This window comes from Planosporangium thailandense (assembly GCF_011947195.1).
Taxonomy (GTDB): domain Bacteria; phylum Actinomycetota; class Actinomycetes; order Mycobacteriales; family Micromonosporaceae; genus Planosporangium; species Planosporangium thailandense.
This window is the reverse complement of record NZ_JAATVY010000002.1, coordinates 13,794-29,009: the sequence shown is the minus strand read 5'-3', so window position 1 is coordinate 29,009 and position 15,216 is coordinate 13,794. Positions and strand designations below refer to the sequence as shown.

14 protein-coding genes are annotated in these 15,216 nt (G+C 69.7%); all 14 read left to right on the top strand.

The window, feature by feature from the left end; genetic code table 11:
- Positions 1-205: 205 nt before the first annotated feature.
- The 14 genes from HC031_RS02900 (at position 206) to nuoK (ending at position 15,175) form a co-directional block, all read left to right on the top strand.
- The gene (locus HC031_RS02900; RefSeq protein WP_167923596.1) at positions 206-1,888 is read left to right on the top strand and encodes a DUF11 domain-containing protein; all 1,683 of its coding nucleotides are present in this window, start codon (positions 206-208) and stop codon (positions 1,886-1,888) included.
- Between the two features lie 110 nt (positions 1,889-1,998).
- Positions 1,999-2,691: a demethylmenaquinone methyltransferase gene (locus tag HC031_RS02895; RefSeq protein ID WP_167923595.1), complete on the top strand. Its 693-nt coding sequence runs from the start codon at positions 1,999-2,001 to the stop codon at positions 2,689-2,691.
- Positions 2,692-2,875: 184 nt separating this feature from the next.
- The gene (locus HC031_RS02890) at positions 2,876-4,138 is read left to right on the top strand and encodes a geranylgeranyl reductase family protein (RefSeq protein ID WP_420813589.1); all 1,263 of its coding nucleotides are present in this window, start codon (positions 2,876-2,878) and stop codon (positions 4,136-4,138) included.
- Between the two features lie 153 nt (positions 4,139-4,291).
- Complete coding sequence (locus HC031_RS02885) at positions 4,292-4,657, top strand: NADH-quinone oxidoreductase subunit A (protein WP_167923593.1); 366 nt, start codon at positions 4,292-4,294, stop codon at positions 4,655-4,657.
- A gap of 2 nt (positions 4,658-4,659) precedes the next feature.
- Positions 4,660-5,352 carry a NuoB/complex I 20 kDa subunit family protein gene (locus HC031_RS02880; protein ID WP_167923592.1) on the top strand — a complete coding sequence of 231 codons (693 nt, stop codon included), beginning with the start codon at positions 4,660-4,662 and terminating at the stop codon, positions 5,350-5,352.
- Between the two features lie 110 nt (positions 5,353-5,462).
- Positions 5,463-6,194: an NADH-quinone oxidoreductase subunit C gene (locus HC031_RS02875; RefSeq protein WP_167923999.1), complete on the top strand. Its 732-nt coding sequence runs from the start codon at positions 5,463-5,465 to the stop codon at positions 6,192-6,194.
- A gap of 76 nt (positions 6,195-6,270) precedes the next feature.
- Positions 6,271-7,593, top strand: a complete 1,323-nt coding sequence (locus HC031_RS02870; protein ID WP_167923591.1) for an NADH-quinone oxidoreductase subunit D — start codon at positions 6,271-6,273, stop codon at positions 7,591-7,593.
- Positions 7,590-8,384, top strand: coding sequence for an NADH-quinone oxidoreductase subunit NuoE (gene nuoE / locus HC031_RS02865; RefSeq protein WP_167923590.1), 795 nt, complete (start codon positions 7,590-7,592; stop codon positions 8,382-8,384). Before HC031_RS02870 ends, nuoE begins: the two co-directional genes overlap by 4 nt.
- A complete protein-coding gene (gene nuoF, locus HC031_RS02860) occupies positions 8,381-9,697 on the top strand; it encodes an NADH-quinone oxidoreductase subunit NuoF (RefSeq protein WP_167923589.1) in 1,317 nt (438 codons plus the stop codon). Before nuoE ends, nuoF begins: the two co-directional genes overlap by 4 nt.
- Positions 9,698-12,118, top strand: a complete 2,421-nt coding sequence (locus tag HC031_RS02855; RefSeq protein ID WP_167923588.1) for an NADH-quinone oxidoreductase subunit G — start codon at positions 9,698-9,700, stop codon at positions 12,116-12,118. It abuts the gene before it with no gap.
- Positions 12,118-13,494, top strand: coding sequence for an NADH-quinone oxidoreductase subunit NuoH (nuoH, locus tag HC031_RS02850; protein ID WP_167923998.1), 1,377 nt, complete (start codon positions 12,118-12,120; stop codon positions 13,492-13,494). Before HC031_RS02855 ends, nuoH begins: the two co-directional genes overlap by 1 nt.
- Before the next feature lie 3 nt (positions 13,495-13,497).
- On the top strand, positions 13,498-14,100 hold the full coding sequence (gene nuoI / locus HC031_RS02845; RefSeq protein ID WP_167923587.1) for an NADH-quinone oxidoreductase subunit NuoI: 603 nt from the start codon (positions 13,498-13,500) through the stop codon (positions 14,098-14,100).
- Positions 14,100-14,879, top strand: coding sequence for an NADH-quinone oxidoreductase subunit J (locus tag HC031_RS02840; RefSeq protein ID WP_167923586.1), 780 nt, complete (start codon positions 14,100-14,102; stop codon positions 14,877-14,879). Before nuoI ends, HC031_RS02840 begins: the two co-directional genes overlap by 1 nt.
- Positions 14,876-15,175 (top strand): NADH-quinone oxidoreductase subunit NuoK, encoded by a 300-nt coding sequence (gene nuoK / locus HC031_RS02835; protein ID WP_167923585.1) that lies wholly within the window; start codon positions 14,876-14,878, stop codon positions 15,173-15,175. Before HC031_RS02840 ends, nuoK begins: the two co-directional genes overlap by 4 nt.
- The last annotated feature ends 41 nt before the right edge of the window (positions 15,176-15,216 follow it).

Genomic DNA, 15,216 nt, shown 5'->3' with positions numbered 1-15,216 from the left:
GTAATCCGTTGCAGGCGAGTTGTATTTCGGTTGCATAACGGTCGCGGCTGAGTTTTGACCGGTTTTGTTGCCCGATCAACGAGGTCGGGCGGCGGCATTCGCCCATAAACGTCCTGCGTGGGGGTGTTGCAGAGGAATCGCGGAGCGGTAATCCGCTGGCTAGCTTGCGGCCGTCCGTGATCCTTTGCACACCCCCGGGGGACGTATGAGGCTGCACCAAGGCCGTGCCTTGTTCCGGCTCGGTGCGGGCGCGGTTGCTGCCGCGGCCGCCACATCGGTCGTCGCCATGTCGGGCACCGCGCGTGCCGCGGACACCGGCGCCGACCTTTCCGTGACCACCGCCAGCACCGCCGTCGTGCAGGGTGCGGGCAAGCCGTTCGCGATCAGCGTGCACAACGACGGCCCCGAAACGGCCACCGGCATCAGGCTGACCATCGACATCAGCAAGCTCGACACCACCAAGCTCGAGGTCCTGGAGTCGGACTCCCGCTCCTGCACCGTCGACGGCACGACCATCACGTGCGCCGTGCCCGACCTGCCGGCCGGCGGGAACTACAACGCGTTCGAGCAGGCAGCCAGCGCGCTGCCCGTGCTGTCGATCGGCGACCCGGGTGACGCGGGCAGCTTCGATGTCAAGGTCACGTCGGACACGCCCGACGCGGACCTGTCGAACAACGAGGCGACGGGCCGGGTCACCGTGGTCGCCGACAACCCGGAGGCGCCGCAGCAGGTCGACCTGGTCGCCTGGAGCAGTGACGTCTACGCCAAGGCGGGCGGCTCCGAGCGGATCAAGCCCGGCCAGACCGGTGAGCTGATGTGGATGCTGCTCAACCAGGCCGGACCGGTCAAAGGCGTGTCGTACATGATCGCCCTGCCGCCGTACCTGACCTTCGCCTCCCAGCGGCCGGAGTGCAGCTACGAGGCCGAGAACTCGGTGGCCATCTGCCACGACCCGGACGCGATCGTGTATCAGGGGGACGTTTACGGCAGCGTCAAGCCCGACCCTGACGGCAACCAGCCATTCCTGCCCGACCCGGTCAAGGTGAAGCTGGCCGCGAACGCGCCCGGGCCGGTGGCGCTCGGCCCGGGTGTCGTGATCGGCTTCGGCGACGGTCCGGCGCCGGTCCAGGCGCTCGCCCAGCGCGCGAGCGCCGCTACCAGCCGAGCCGGCGTGATCTCGGCAGCCCAGGCCGCCGAGTTGAAGAAGACTCTCAAGAGCAGCGACGTCACTCCCGACGCCGACCCGGCGGACAACATGACGCTGTTCTCCGCGTTCACCGCGGCGAACCCGGCCGACCTGAGCATCTCGGCGACGCCGGTCAGCGGGCACGTCGGTGACACGGTCAAGGTGAAGGTGACGGTCGCCAACGGGGGCCCGGCCGACGTGATGGACGGGACGGTGACGCTCACGGCTCCGGCCGGCACCGAGTTCGTCTCGGTCGACCCGGATCTGTGCACCGCCACGACCGCCGGCAAGGTGTACAGCTGTGACCTGGGCTTCGGGCCGGCGCACACGAGCGCGAGCAACACCTTCAGCCTCAAGATCCTTTCGGATCGGGTGTCCGACGGCAAGGTCGAGGTGTCGAGCTCGACCCCCGACCCCAAGCCGGGCAACAACGTCGGGGCGATCAAGGTGACCGTCCTCACCGGTACCCAGCCGTCGCCGGGCACCTCGCCCAGCACCTCGCCGTCGGCCAGCGCGGCACCGTCCGCCTCGGCGACGCCGGGCACGGGCGGCGGCGGGGGTGGCACCGGCGGCGGGCTGCCCGTGACCGGTACCCCGGTGCTCCTGATCGGCGGTCTCGGCCTCGGCGTGGCCGCGGTTGGTGGCGTGCTCATGGTTTTGGCGCGACGTCGGCGGGAAGGCTTTATGCCGCCCATCGACTAGTGCACCACCACATAGAACCCGGGGGTCGGCGCGCGTGCGCCGGCCCCCGTGGTCGTCGGTGGGCGGGGTCGCGCGAGATCGTCGGGGACGGGCTGGCACAGTGGTACCCCGTGACACGTGCCCATCTGGACAAGCAGCCGCACGAGGTGGCGGCGATGTTCGACGGGGTGGCCGGGCGGTACGACCTGACCAACACCGTCCTGTCGTTCGGCCGTGACCGGGGCTGGCGGCGCGCCACCCGGCTGGCCCTCGACCTCCAGCCCGGCGAACGGGCGCTCGACCTCGGCGCCGGCACCGGCGTGTCGACCGAGGAGCTGGCTCTGTCCGGGGCGTACGCGGTCGGCGCCGACCTGTCTCTCGGCATGCTGCGCACCGGCCACGAGCGCCGGCCGCAGGTGCCGCTGCTCGCCGCCGACGCCCTGGCGCTGCCCTTCGCCGACGCGAGCTTCGACGCGGTCACCATCTCGTTCGCGCTGCGCAACATCGCCGACGTCGACGGCGCGCTGCGGGAGATGGCCCGGGTCACCCGGCCGGGTGGCCGGCTGGTGGTGTGCGAGTTCAGTCATCCCACGCTGGCGCCCTTCCGCGCGACGTACATGGGTTACCTGATGCGGGCGCTGCCCGGTGTGGCGCGCCGGGTGTCGAGCAACCCGGACGCCTACGTCTACCTGGCCGAGTCCATCCGGGCCTGGCCGGACCAGGCGGGGCTGGCGGCCCGGATCGGCGAGAACGGGTGGGGCAAGGTGGCCTGGCGCAACCTCACCGGAGGAATCGTCGCCCTGCACCGGGCCATCCGGCCGTAGAGCTGCGTCGATGCCTCGACCCCTCCGGGTGGGCACCGCGAAAATTCCGTCCTTGGTTAGGCATGCCTAACGAGCGGTTGCCCCCGTCACGGTTCTACACTTCACGCCGGACCGCTTGTGAAGAGTTTCACGAGCGCTTCGGGAACAAGTACGACAGGCCGAAGAAAGAGGCCGGGAGGTGGCTGTGAGCGACGCGGACGCCATTGTCGTCGGCGCTGGGCCGGGCGGCTCCTCGGCCGCTTTCCATCTGGCGCAGCAGGGTCTCAACGTCCTGCTGCTGGAGAAGACCGAGTTCCCGCGTGAGAAGGTCTGCGGCGACGGATTGACCCCCCGCGCCGTTAAGCAGCTCGTCAAGATGGGTATCGATACCTCCGAGAAGGCGGGCTGGCTGCACAACCGGGGGCTTCGCGTGATCGGTGGGGGCATCCGCCTGGAGCTGGACTGGCCCGACCTCGCGAGCTTCCCCAACTACGGGCTGACCCGCACCCGGATGGACTTCGACCAGATGCTGGCGGCCCGGGCCGCCGAGGCCGGCGCCGTGTTGAAGACCAGCACCAACGTCACCGGCCCGATCCTCGACGGCTCCGGCCGGGTGGTCGGCGTGAAGGCGACCGGCGGGGACGGCGAGCCGCAGGAGTTCCGCGCGCCGGTGGTGGTCGCCGCCGACGGCGTCTCCGGGCGGTTGGCGCTGGCCCTCGGCCTGACCAAGCGGGAGGACAGGCCGCTCGGCGTGGCCGTCCGCCGGTACTACCGTAGCGCGGCCCGGCACGACGACAACTACCTGGAGTCGTGGCTGGAGCTGCGCAGCAAGGAGCACCCGGACAAGCTGCTGCCGGGGTACGGGTGGATCTTCGGGCTCGGTGACGGACGGGTCAACGTCGGCCTCGGCGTACTGAACTCGTCGGTCGCCTTCGGCAAGACCAACTACCGCACGCTGCTCACCGACTGGCTGTCGTCGACGCCGGACGAGTGGCAGATGAACGACGAGGCCTACGCCGACGGCGGCATCCAGGGCGCGGCGCTGCCGATGGGCTTCAACCGGGTCCCCCACTACACCCGTGGCGTGCTGCTGGCCGGCGACTGCGGTGGCATGGTCAACCCCTTCAACGGCGAGGGGATCGCGTACGCGATGGAGTCCGGCGAGCTCGCTGCCGAGATCGTCGGGCAGGCGCTCGCGCGGCCGGCCGGACCGGACCGGGAGCGGGCCTTCGCCGCGTACCCGGCCGAGCTCAAGGCCCGCTACGGCGGCTACTACCGGCTAGGTAACTGGTTCGTGAAGTTGATCGGGCACCCCGAGGTGATGCGGGTGGCGACGAAACACGGCATGCCGCACCCGATGCTGATGCGGTTCGTTCTGAAGCTGTTGGCCAACCTCACCGACCCGCGCGGGGGCGACGCCATGGACCGGATCATCAATGCGCTCACGAAGGTGGCGCCGGCCGCATGACGTACCCCGATCGAAGGTCGTATCAGAGACCCGGACCGAAGGTCCGACAAGACCAGGAATAGTGTGAAGTCCCCTATAGCGTGATCGGTTCGCAAGCCGAGACACGGCAGCAAGGGACACCGGAACAGGGAAAGGACGGAGCAGACGCAAGCCATGTCGCTCTCGGCGTACATACCCATTCTCGGGCTGATGGCCCTGGGGGCCGCGTTCGCGCTGTTCTCGGTGTCGGTCGCACCGTTCACCGGCCCCCGCCGTTACAACAAAGCCAAGATGGACGCGTATGAGTGTGGCATCGAGCCGACTCCGCAACCCATCGGCGGCGGTCGCTTTCCGGTCAAGTTCTACCTGACCGCGATGCTCTTCATCGTGTTCGACATCGAGATCATCTTCCTGTACCCGTGGGCGGTGTCCTTCAACCTGCTCGGGGTGTTCGGGTTCGTGGAGATGGTGCTCTTCATCGTGACCGTGTTCGTCGCGTACGCCTACGTCTGGCGGCGCGGCGGGCTGGACTGGGACTGATCATGGGTATCGAAGAGAAGCTTCCCAACGGGATCTTGCTCACCACCGTCGAAGGCGTGGTGAACTGGGCCCGTAAGGCCTCGCTGTGGCCGGCGACGTTCGGCCTCGCGTGCTGCGCCATCGAGATGATGGCCTCCGGCGGCGCCCACTACGACCTGGCCCGCTTCGGTATGGAGGTCTTCCGGCCCAGCCCGCGCCAGGCCGACCTGATGATCGTGGCCGGCCGGGTGACCCAGAAGATGGCCCCGGTGCTGCGCCAGATTTACGACCAGATGGCCGAGCCCAAGTGGGTCCTGTCGATGGGCGTCTGCGCGAGCAGCGGCGGCATGTTCAACAACTACGCCGTCGTCCAGGGCGTCGACCACATCGTGCCGGTCGACATGTACCTGCCGGGCTGCCCGCCCCGCCCCGAGATGCTCATCGACGCGATCCTGCGGCTGCACGAGAAGATCCAGCACGAGCCGCTCGGTGAGAAGCGCCGCAAGCAGCTCGAGGCCAAGCGCGAGCGCGAAGGCGCGCCGGTCGTGGAGCCCGGTGCGATGCCGTCGAGCTACCGCTTCGACAAGGCGCGCAAGGCGGAGTGGCTGAAGGCCGCCGCCCAGGGCCGCGAGGAGCAGCTGCGCATCGAGAAGTGGATGGAGGAGCGGGCGCGGATCGCGGCCGCGGCCTCGGGTAGGAACGGAGGATCACGGTGAGCCAGGCGAACCCCGGCGGTCACCGTCCGACGAGCGACCCGGACGCCGTCACCCGGTCCAACATCGAAGAGGCCAGCCCGGCCGCGGGCGGGCCGGCGGGCGTGAAGCCGGTGGTCGACGTTCCCGGCGGCGACGGGGCCGTGCCGGTCGCGGCGGAGCCGGAGGGCGCCTACACCGGCGCGCCGGCCGACTACCCGCCGGCGACCCTGGCCGGGGTCGGCATGTTCGGCGTCAGCGGCTCCGGAGACACCTCCGGGTTCGGCGGCCTCGTCCGTCGCCGCAGCGTCGCGCTCGACACCCCGCGCCCGTACGGTGGCTACTTCGACGAGGTCGTCGACGCCCTCGAGGCCGCGTACGCCGGCTTCCACGACGCGATCGAGAAGGTCATCGTCGACCGGGGCGAGCTGACGCTCCACGTCAAGCCCGAGCGGATCGCCGAGGTGGCCCAGGCCCTGCGCGACGACCCGGCGCTGCGGTTCGAGCTGTGCTCGTCGGTCTCCGGCGTGGACTACCTCGGCGCGGACGCCCGGCGCCTGCACGCGGTCTACCAGCTGACCTCGATGACCTACCGCCGCCGCATCCGGCTCGAAGCCGCGGTGCCGGCCGAGAACCCGCACCTGCCGAGCGTGACCAGCGTCTACCCGACGGCCGACTGGCAGGAGCGGGAGACCTACGACATGTTCGGCATCGTCTTCGACGGCCACCCCAACCTGACCCGGATCCTCATGCCGGACGACTGGGAGGGCCACCCGCAGCGCAAGGACTACCCGCTGGGTGGCGTGCCCGTCGAGTACAAGGGCGCCGAGATCCCGCCGCCCGACCAGCGCAGGAGCTACCAGTGAGCGAGCGGAGCGAGCGAACCAGCAAGCTCAGTGTCTCGGTGCCTCATGACGGCGCCGAGCGAAGCGAGGTGACGGCATGAGTACTGATTACGCGAGCGCGCGTGAAACGACCGAAGGCAAGGTCTTCACCGTCACCGGTGGCGACTGGGACGACGTCGTCAGCGGCGCCGACCCGCTGTCCGACGAGCGGATCGTCGTCAACATGGGTCCGCAGCACCCGTCGACCCACGGCGTGCTCCGGCTGATCCTCGAGCTCGAGGGCGAGACGGTCAAAGAGTGCCGCCTGGTCATCGGGTACCTGCACACCGGGATCGAGAAGAACCTCGAGTTCCGCAACTGGACGCAGGGCACCACGTTCGTCACGCGGATGGACTACCTGGCTCCGCTGTTCAACGAGGCCGGGTACGCCTTCGCGGTGGAGAAGCTGCTGCGCATCGAGGACCAGATCCCGGACCGGGCCAAGACGATCCGGATCCTGATGATGGAGCTCAACCGGATCTCGTCGCACCTGGTGTGGCTCGCGACGACCGGCATGGAGCTGGGCGCGCTGTCGATGATGATCTACGGCTTCCGCGAGCGGGAGTACATCCTCGACATCTTCGAGCTCGCCTCCGGACTGCGCATGAACAACGCGTACATCCGGCCGGGCGGGCTGGCGCAGGACCTGCCGGACGAGGCGATCGCCCGGATCCGCGACCTCCTGCAGTTCATGCCGAAGCGGATCGACATGTACGAGGACCTGCTGTCCGGCAACAAGGTCTGGCAGGAGCGGACCCAGGGGGTGGCCGTCCTCGACGTCGCCGGTTGCCTGGCGCTCGGCGTCACCGGTCCGGTGCTGCGCTCGGCGGGCCTGCCGTGGGACCTGCGAAAGACCATGCCGTACGCGGGCTACGAGACCTACGACTTCGACGTGGTGACCAGCACCGACGCCGACGTGTGGGGCCGCTACCAGGTCCGGCTGAACGAGATGCGGCAGAGCCTGCGCATCGTCCAGCAGGCCATGGACCGGCTCGAGCCCGGCCCGGTGATGGTGGCCGACCGAAAGATCGCCTGGCCGGCGCAGCTGGCCATCGGGGTCGACGGCATGGGCAACTCGCTCGAGCACGTCGCCAAGATCATGGGCCAGTCGATGGAGTCCCTCATCCACCACTTCAAGCTGGTGACGGAGGGCTTCCGGGTGCCGGCCGGCCAGGTGTACGTACAGATCGAAGCGCCCCGCGGCGAGCTGGGGGTGCACGCCGTTTCCGACGGCGGCACCCGGCCGTACCGGGTGCACTACCGGGAGCCCAGCTTCGTCAACCTCCAGGCCATCCCCGCGATGGCCGAGGGTGCCCTGATCGCCGACGTCATCGCCGGCGGCGCTTCGCTGGACCCCGTGATGGGTGGATGTGACCGATGAGCGACATCTTTACCGAAGAGACCCGCGAGCGCGCCCGGGCGATCATGGCCCGTTACCCGGCCGGCCGGGAACGCTCGGCCCTGCTGCCGATGCTGCACCTCGTGCAGTCGGTCGAGGGGTACGTCTCGCCGGAGGGCATGGCGTTCTGCGCCGAGATGCTGGGCATCACGAAGGCCCAGGTCGCGGCGGTCGCCACCTTCTACACGATGTACAAGCGCCGGCCGGTCGGTGACTGGCTGGTCAGCGTGTGCACCAACACGATGTGTGGCGTGCTCGGCGGCGACAAGGCGTACCAGGCGCTCAGCGAGCACCTGGGCGTGGGCCACGACGAGACGACCGAGGACGGCCGGATCACGCTGGAGCACGCGGAGTGCCTCGCAGCCTGCGACTACGCGCCGGTCATGACGGTCAACTACGAGTTCTTCGACAAGATCGACGCCGACCAGGCGCTGGGGATCGTCAAGCAGCTCGAGAACGGCGAACGCCCGCAGCCCACGCGCGGCCCGCGGCTCTGCACGTTCAAGGAGGCCGAGCTGCAGCTGGCCGGCTGGAGCGAGGACCGCGACGGCGCGGTCGGGGAGGGGCCGGCCGGTGAGCCGACCCTCGCCGGCAGCCGGCTGGCGGAGCGCTTCGGCGTCTCGGTGCCGGGCTTCGACCCGAACACCCCGATCGCCCGCCGCGACGACAAGGGCGCCGGCCCCGGTAACTCGGTGCCGCCCGCGGCGCCGAAGCCGGCCTCTGACGGTAAGCCCGCTGGCGATGCGCCGACGGTTGGTAAGGAGTCCAAGTGAGTAACCCATCCCAGGGCGCTCTCGCCAAGCTCACGCCGGTCCTCACCAAGCGCTGGCTGTCGCCGGACGCCTGGAAGATCGGCGTGTACGAGCGGCTGGACGGCTACACCGCCCTGCGCAAGGCGTTCGCGGCCCACCCGGACGAGCTGATCCAGCTCATCAAGGACTCCGGACTGCGCGGCCGCGGCGGCGCCGGCTTCCCCACCGGCATGAAGTGGGGCTTCATCCCGCAGAACGACGGCAAGCCGCACTACCTGGTGGTCAACGCCGACGAGGGCGAGCCGGGCACGTGCAAGGACCTGCCGCTGATGATGGCCGACCCGCACTCGCTGGTCGAGGGCATCATCATCGCCGCGTACGCGATCCGCGCGAACTTCGCCGCGATCTACATCCGGGGCGAGGCGATGCACGCCGCCCGCCGGCTGCGCAACGCGGTCGACGAGGCGTACCGGCGCGGCTACCTGGGCCGCAACATCCTGGGTTCCGGGTTCGACCTCGACCTGGTCGTGCACAGCGGCGCCGGCGCGTACATCTGCGGCGAGGAGACGGCGCTGCTCGACTCGCTCGAGGGCTACCGGGGTCAGCCCCGCCTCAAGCCGCCGTTCCCGGCCACGCACGGCCTGTACGCCTCCCCAACGGTCGTCAACAACGTCGAGACGATCTGCAGCGTGCCGTACATCGTGCTGGGCGGCGCCGCCTGGTGGAAGACGATGGGCACCGAGAAGTCGCCCGGCCCCAAGATCTACTCGATCTCCGGCCGGGTGAACAACCCCGGCCAGTACGAGTGCTCGCTCGGCGTCACGCTGCGCGAGCTGCTGGACCTGGCCGGCGGGATGCAGGACGGCCACAGCTTGCGGTTCTGGACCCCGGGCGGGTCGTCGACCCCGCTGCTGACCGCCGAGCACCTCGACGTCCCGATGGACTTCGAGTCGATGGCGGCGGCGGGCACGATGCTCGGCACCACGGCGGTCCAGATCTTCTCCGACCAGGACTGCCCGGTCTACGCGACCTACCGGTGGATCGAGTTCTACCACCACGAGTCGTGCGGCAAGTGCACCCCGTGTCGGGAGGGCAACTACTGGATGGCGCGGGTACTGCGCCGGATCCTGTCGGGCGCCGGTACCCACGAGGACCTGGACACGCTGCTCGACGCCTGCGACAACCTGCTCGGCCGGTCGTTCTGCGCCCTCGGCGACGGTGCGACCAGCCCGGTGACGTCGTCGCTTAAGTACTTCAAGCAGGACTACCTGGACTACATCGAGGGCCGGAAGGCTCCGATGTTCGGCGCGGGTGAACTGGTAGGTGCGCACTAAATGACCTCCGTGGAGAAACCCACTGAGACCGTCAAGCTGACGATCGACGGGATCGAGGTGGAGGCGCCCAAGGGCGCGCTGCTGATCCGGGTCGCCGAGCAGATGGGCATCGCGATCCCGCGCTTCTGCGACCATCCGCTGCTGGCGCCGGCCGGTGCCTGCCGGCAGTGCCTGGTCGAGGTGGAGGGGCAGCGCAAGCCGGTCGCCTCGTGTACCCAGACCGTGGCCGACGGCATGGTCGTCAAGACCCAGCTCACCTCCGACGTCGCCAAGAAGGCGCAAGAGGGGATCATGGAGTTCCTCCTGATCAACCACCCTCTCGACTGCCCCATGTGCGACAAGGGCGGCGAGTGCCCGCTGCAGAACCAGGCGATGTCCGCCGGCCGGCCCGAGTCGCGTTTCCACGAGCACAAGCGCGAGTACGAAAAGCCCCTGGCCATCTCGTCGCAGGTGCTCCTGGACCGGGAGCGGTGCGTGCTGTGCCAGCGCTGCACCCGGTTCTCCGAGGAGATCGCCGGCGACAAGTTCATCGACCTGATGGAGCGCGGCGCGGCGGAGCAGATCGGCATCTTCAACGGGGACGAGGAGGCGGCGGACGAGCCGTTCAACTCGTACTTCTCCGGCAACACCGTGCAGATCTGCCCGGTCGGCGCGCTGACCGGCGCGCAGTACCGCTTCCGCGCCCGGCCGTTCGACCTGGTCTCCACGCCGAGCGTGTGCGAGCACTGCTCGGCCGGCTGCGCGATGCGCGCCGACCACCGCCGCGGCAAGGTGATGCGGCGGCTGGCCGGCGACGACCCGCAGGTCAACGAGGAGTGGAGCTGCGACAAGGGGCGCTGGGGCTTCCAGTACGCCAACGCGTTCGACCGGATCACGGTGCCGCTGGTGCGTGACGCCAAGACCGGTGAGCTGCGCGAGGCGAGCTGGCCGGAGGCGCTGAGCGTGGCGGCCGAGGGGCTCGCCCGGGCCCGCGACAACGGCGGTGTCGGCGTCCTCACCGGCGGCCGGCTCACCGTCGAGGACGCGTACGCGTACTCCAAGTTCGCCCGCCTCGCCCTGGGCACCAACGACATCGACTTCCGGGCCCGCCCGCTGTCGGCCGAGGAGACGGCGTTCCTGGCCAGCTCCGTCGCCGGCCGGGTCGAGGTCACCTACGCCGAGGTCGAGGAGGCCCCGGCCGCGGTGATCGTCGGCCTGGAGCCCGAAGAGGAGTGCCCGATCCTGTTCCTGCGGCTGCGCAAGGCGTGGCGCAAGAACAAGCTGCGGTCCATCGCGATCGCCCCGTTCACCACCCGGGGGTATGCGAAGTTCGGCGCCACCGTGCTGCCGACCGTCCCTGGTACCGAGGCAGAGGCCCTCCTCGAGAGCGCCGCGGTCCGCACCGCGCTCAGCGAGCCCGGTGCGATCCTGTTCGTCGGTGAGCGGCTCGCCGAGGTGCCCGGTGGCCTGTCGGCCGCCGCCAAGCTCGCGGCTGAGACCGGCGCGCGGCTGGCCTGGGTGCCGCGTCGCGCCGGCGACCGGGGTGCGGTGGAGGCCGGCTGCCTGCCCAACCTGCTGCCCGGCGCCCGTCCGGTCGCCGACACCGGCGCCCGGGCCGAGCTGGCCCAGGCCTGGGACCTCGAGCCGGGCACGCTGCCGAGCCTGCCGGGCAAGGACGCCGACGCGATCATCGCGGCGGCGCACAGTGGCGCGCTGGCCGGTCTGGTCGTCGCGGGTGTCGACCCCGGCGACCTGGCGCAGCCGGCGGTCGCGGACGAGGCGCTCGACCGGGTCGGTTTCCTGGTCAGCATCGAGCTTCGCCGCACCGCGGTGGCCGAGCGCGCCGACGTGGTCTTCCCGATCGCTCCCGCCGTGGAGAAGGCCGGGGCCTACGTCGACTGGGAGGGGCGGATCCGCCCGTTCGACGCCGTCCTGCGCACGGCCGCGATGAGCGACGCCCGCGTGCTCGACGCGCTCGCCGCCGACATGGGCATCCAGCTCGGCTGCGGCGACGTGGTCGAGGTGCGCCGCCAGCTCGCCGCCCTCGCGAACACCCGGGTCGAGCAGCCCGCGCCGCCGCGCGTGGCGCCCGCGGAGGTCTCCGTACCGGCAGCCGGCTCCGGCCGGGCCGTCCTCGCGACCTGGCACCAGCTGCTCGACCTCGGTTCGCTGCAGGACGGCGACGAGTACCTGGCCGGCACCGCCCGGCCGGTGGTGGCCGCGCTGTCGAAGGCGACCGCGAGCGGCCTCGCCCTGGCCGACGGTGACCCCGTCACCGTCCGCTCCGCCCAGGGCGCGATCACGCTCCCGGCCCTGCTCGTCGACGACATGGTCGACGGCGTGGTGTGGGTGCCGACCAACTCGACCGGCTCCACGGTCCGCCGCACGCTCGGCGTGACCGCAGGCGCCCAGGTCGAGATCAGTACAGGAGGTGCCGAGTGATGCTCGCAGCCGGCTCACTGGACCAGTTCGGCCACGACCCGTGGTGGCTGGTTCTCGTCAAGATCGTCGGCATCTTCGCGTTCCTCGTGGTGATGACCCTGTTCACCATCTGGTACGAACGCCGGGTCGTCGCGTACATGCAGCACCGCCCGGGCCCCAACCGCAACGGCCCGTTCGGTCTGCTGCAGTCGCTCGCCGACGGCCTCAAGCTGGGGCTCAAGGAAGAGATCATCCCGAAGATGGCCGACAAGGTGGTGTACTTCATCGCCCCGGTCATCTCCGCGACCTGCGCCTTCACCGCCTTCGCGGTGATGCCGCTGGGTCCGAGCGTGTCATGGTTCGGCCACCACTCGCCGATCCAGCTGACCGACGTCCCGGTCGCTGTCCTGCTGATCCTCGCCTGCTCGTCGATGGGCGTGTACGGCGTGGTGCTGGCCGGCTGGGCCTCGGGCTCCACGTACCCGCTGCTCGGCGGTCTGCGTTCGAGCGCCCAGATGATCTCGTACGAGGTCGCGATGGGCCTGTCGATCGTGGCGGTCTTCGTCGAGTCCGGCAGCATGTCGACCAGCGAGATCGTCGACGCGCAGGCGCACGGCAACGCGATCAACCTGTTCGGCTGGCACACCACCGGGCCGAGCTGGTACGCGATCCTGCTGATCCCCAGCTTCCTGATCTACTTCGTCTCCGCGGTCGGTGAGACCAACCGGGCCCCGTTCGACCTCCCCGAGGCCGAGTCGGAGCTGGTCGGTGGCTTCCACACCGAGTACTCGTCGTTCAAGTTCGCGATGTTCTTCCTCGCCGAGTACATCAACATGGTCACCGTCTCCGGCCTGTGCACGACGCTGTTCCTCGGCGGCTGGCGGGCCCCCGCGCCGATCACGACGGTGTGGGCGGGCGCCAACTCCGGCTGGTGGCCGGTGCTGTGGTTCACCATCAAGGTGCTGCTCCTGCTGTTCGTCTTCGTGTGGCTGCGCGGCACCCTGCCCCGGCTGCGCTACGACCAGTTCATGCGGTTCGGCTGGAAGGCCCTCATCCCGATCAACCTGGTGTGGATCCTGGTCCTGTCCGGCCTGCGCACCCTGCAGCGGGCCAGCCTGGAGACCAACATCAAGCTGTTCATCGCGGCCGCCGTGATCGTGGTGCTCGGGGCCGTCTGGGTCCTGTGGCCGGCCAAGGAGAAGCCGGCGACACCCACCGGCCTGGAGGGTCTCGACCCGGCCGGACGCGTGGGCGGCGCCGAGGGCTTCCCCGTACCACCGCTGAACCTCGAGGTCCCGCCGAGCCCGCGGGCCCCGAGGCTCACCGCCGAACGCGAGCCGGTACCCGTCGGCTCCGCGGGCGGCGACTCCAGCGCCACCGAGCAGGAAGGCCGATAAGTCGTGGGCGCGTTCACAGGCACGTTGAAGGGCTTCGGCGTCACCTTCTCGCACATGTTCAAGAAGGTCGTCACCGAGGAGTACCCCGAGAAGCGCAAGCCGGTGGCTCCCCGCTACCACGGCCGGCACATCCTCAACCGTCACCCCGACGGGCTGGAGAAGTGCGTCGGCTGTGAGCTGTGCGCGTGGGCCTGCCCGGCGGACGCCATCTACGTCGAGGGCGCCAACAACACCGACGAGGAGCGGTACTCGCCCGGCGAACGCTACGCGGCGACGTACCAGATCAACTACGCCCGCTGCATCTTCTGCGGGCTGTGCATCGAGGCCTGCCCGACCCGGTCACTGACCATGAGCAACGAGTACGAGCTGGCCCGCGACAACCGCAAGGACTTGATCTTCACCAAGGAGCAGCTGCTCGCGCCGCTGCTGCCCGGGATGGAGCAGCCGCCGCACCCGATGCGGCTGGGCGAGTCCGAGAAGGACTACTACGTCGGGGCGCTGACCAACCCCGGCATGTCCGCCGGCGCGGAGCGGGTCCGCAACTCGATGTCGGACTTCCCGGCGCAGATCGAGACGGCGCAGGCCGCGCACGAGGGGAAGAAGTGATGACCCAGCAACTGGTCCTCGCCGCGGCCTCGGACGCGATGAAGGGCGGCGAGGCGACGGCCTTCTGGATCCTCGCCCCGATCGCCGTGCTCTGCGCGATCGGGATGGTGGCGGCGCGCAACGCCGTGCACTCGGCGCTGTTCCTGGTCGTGACGATGATGTGCCTGGGCGTGTTCTACATCGTGCAGGCCGGTCCGTTCATCGGCTTCGCGCAGATCATCGTCTACACCGGCGCGATCATGATGCTGTTCCTGTTCGTGCTCATGCTGGTGGGCCGGGACGCGTCGGACTCGCTGATCGAGACGCTGCGCGGCCAGCGGATGGCGGCGATCATCCTCGGCATCGGGTTCGCGGGCCTGGTGGGGACCGGCCTGTTCCGGGCGCTCGGGACGGTCGACTCGGTCGGTCTGGCCAGCGCCAACAGCAAGCGCGGCGGCAACGTGCAGGGCCTGGCGGAGCTGCTGTTCACGCGGTACGTCTTCGCGTTCGAAGTCACCTCGGCGCTGCTCATCACCGCGGCCGTCGGTGCGATGCTGCTGGCCCACATCGAGCGGCGCAAGGAAGACCGCAAGACCCAGGTGGAGCTGATGCGCGAGCGGTTCGCGCCGGGCAGCTACCCGGCGCCGAAGCCCGGCCCGGGCGTCTTCGCCACCTCCGACTCGGTCGCCACGCCGGCCAAGCTGCCCGACGGGACACCGACCGACCGCAGCGTCTTCAAGATCCTGCCGACGCGCGAGCTGACCTCCGCCGAGGCGGCACCGAAGGGTACGGAAAAGTGACGGCCACGAACTACATCATCCTGTCGTCGATCCTGTTCACGATCGGCGCCGTGGGCGTGCTGATCCGGCGCAACGCCATCGTGCTGTTCATGTGCATCGAACTGATGCTCAACGCGGCCAACCTGGCGCTCGTCACGTTCAGCCGCATCAACGGCACCCTCGACGGCCAGATCATGGCGTTCTTCGTCATGGTCGTGGCGGCCGCCGAGGTCGTGGTCGGGCTCGCCATCATCATGTCGATCTTCCGTACTCGACGCTCGGCGAGCGTTGACGACGCCAACCTGCTGAAGTACTGAGAGGGCACCGGTGCAACCGACGACGTCGTTGGCTGAAGCGG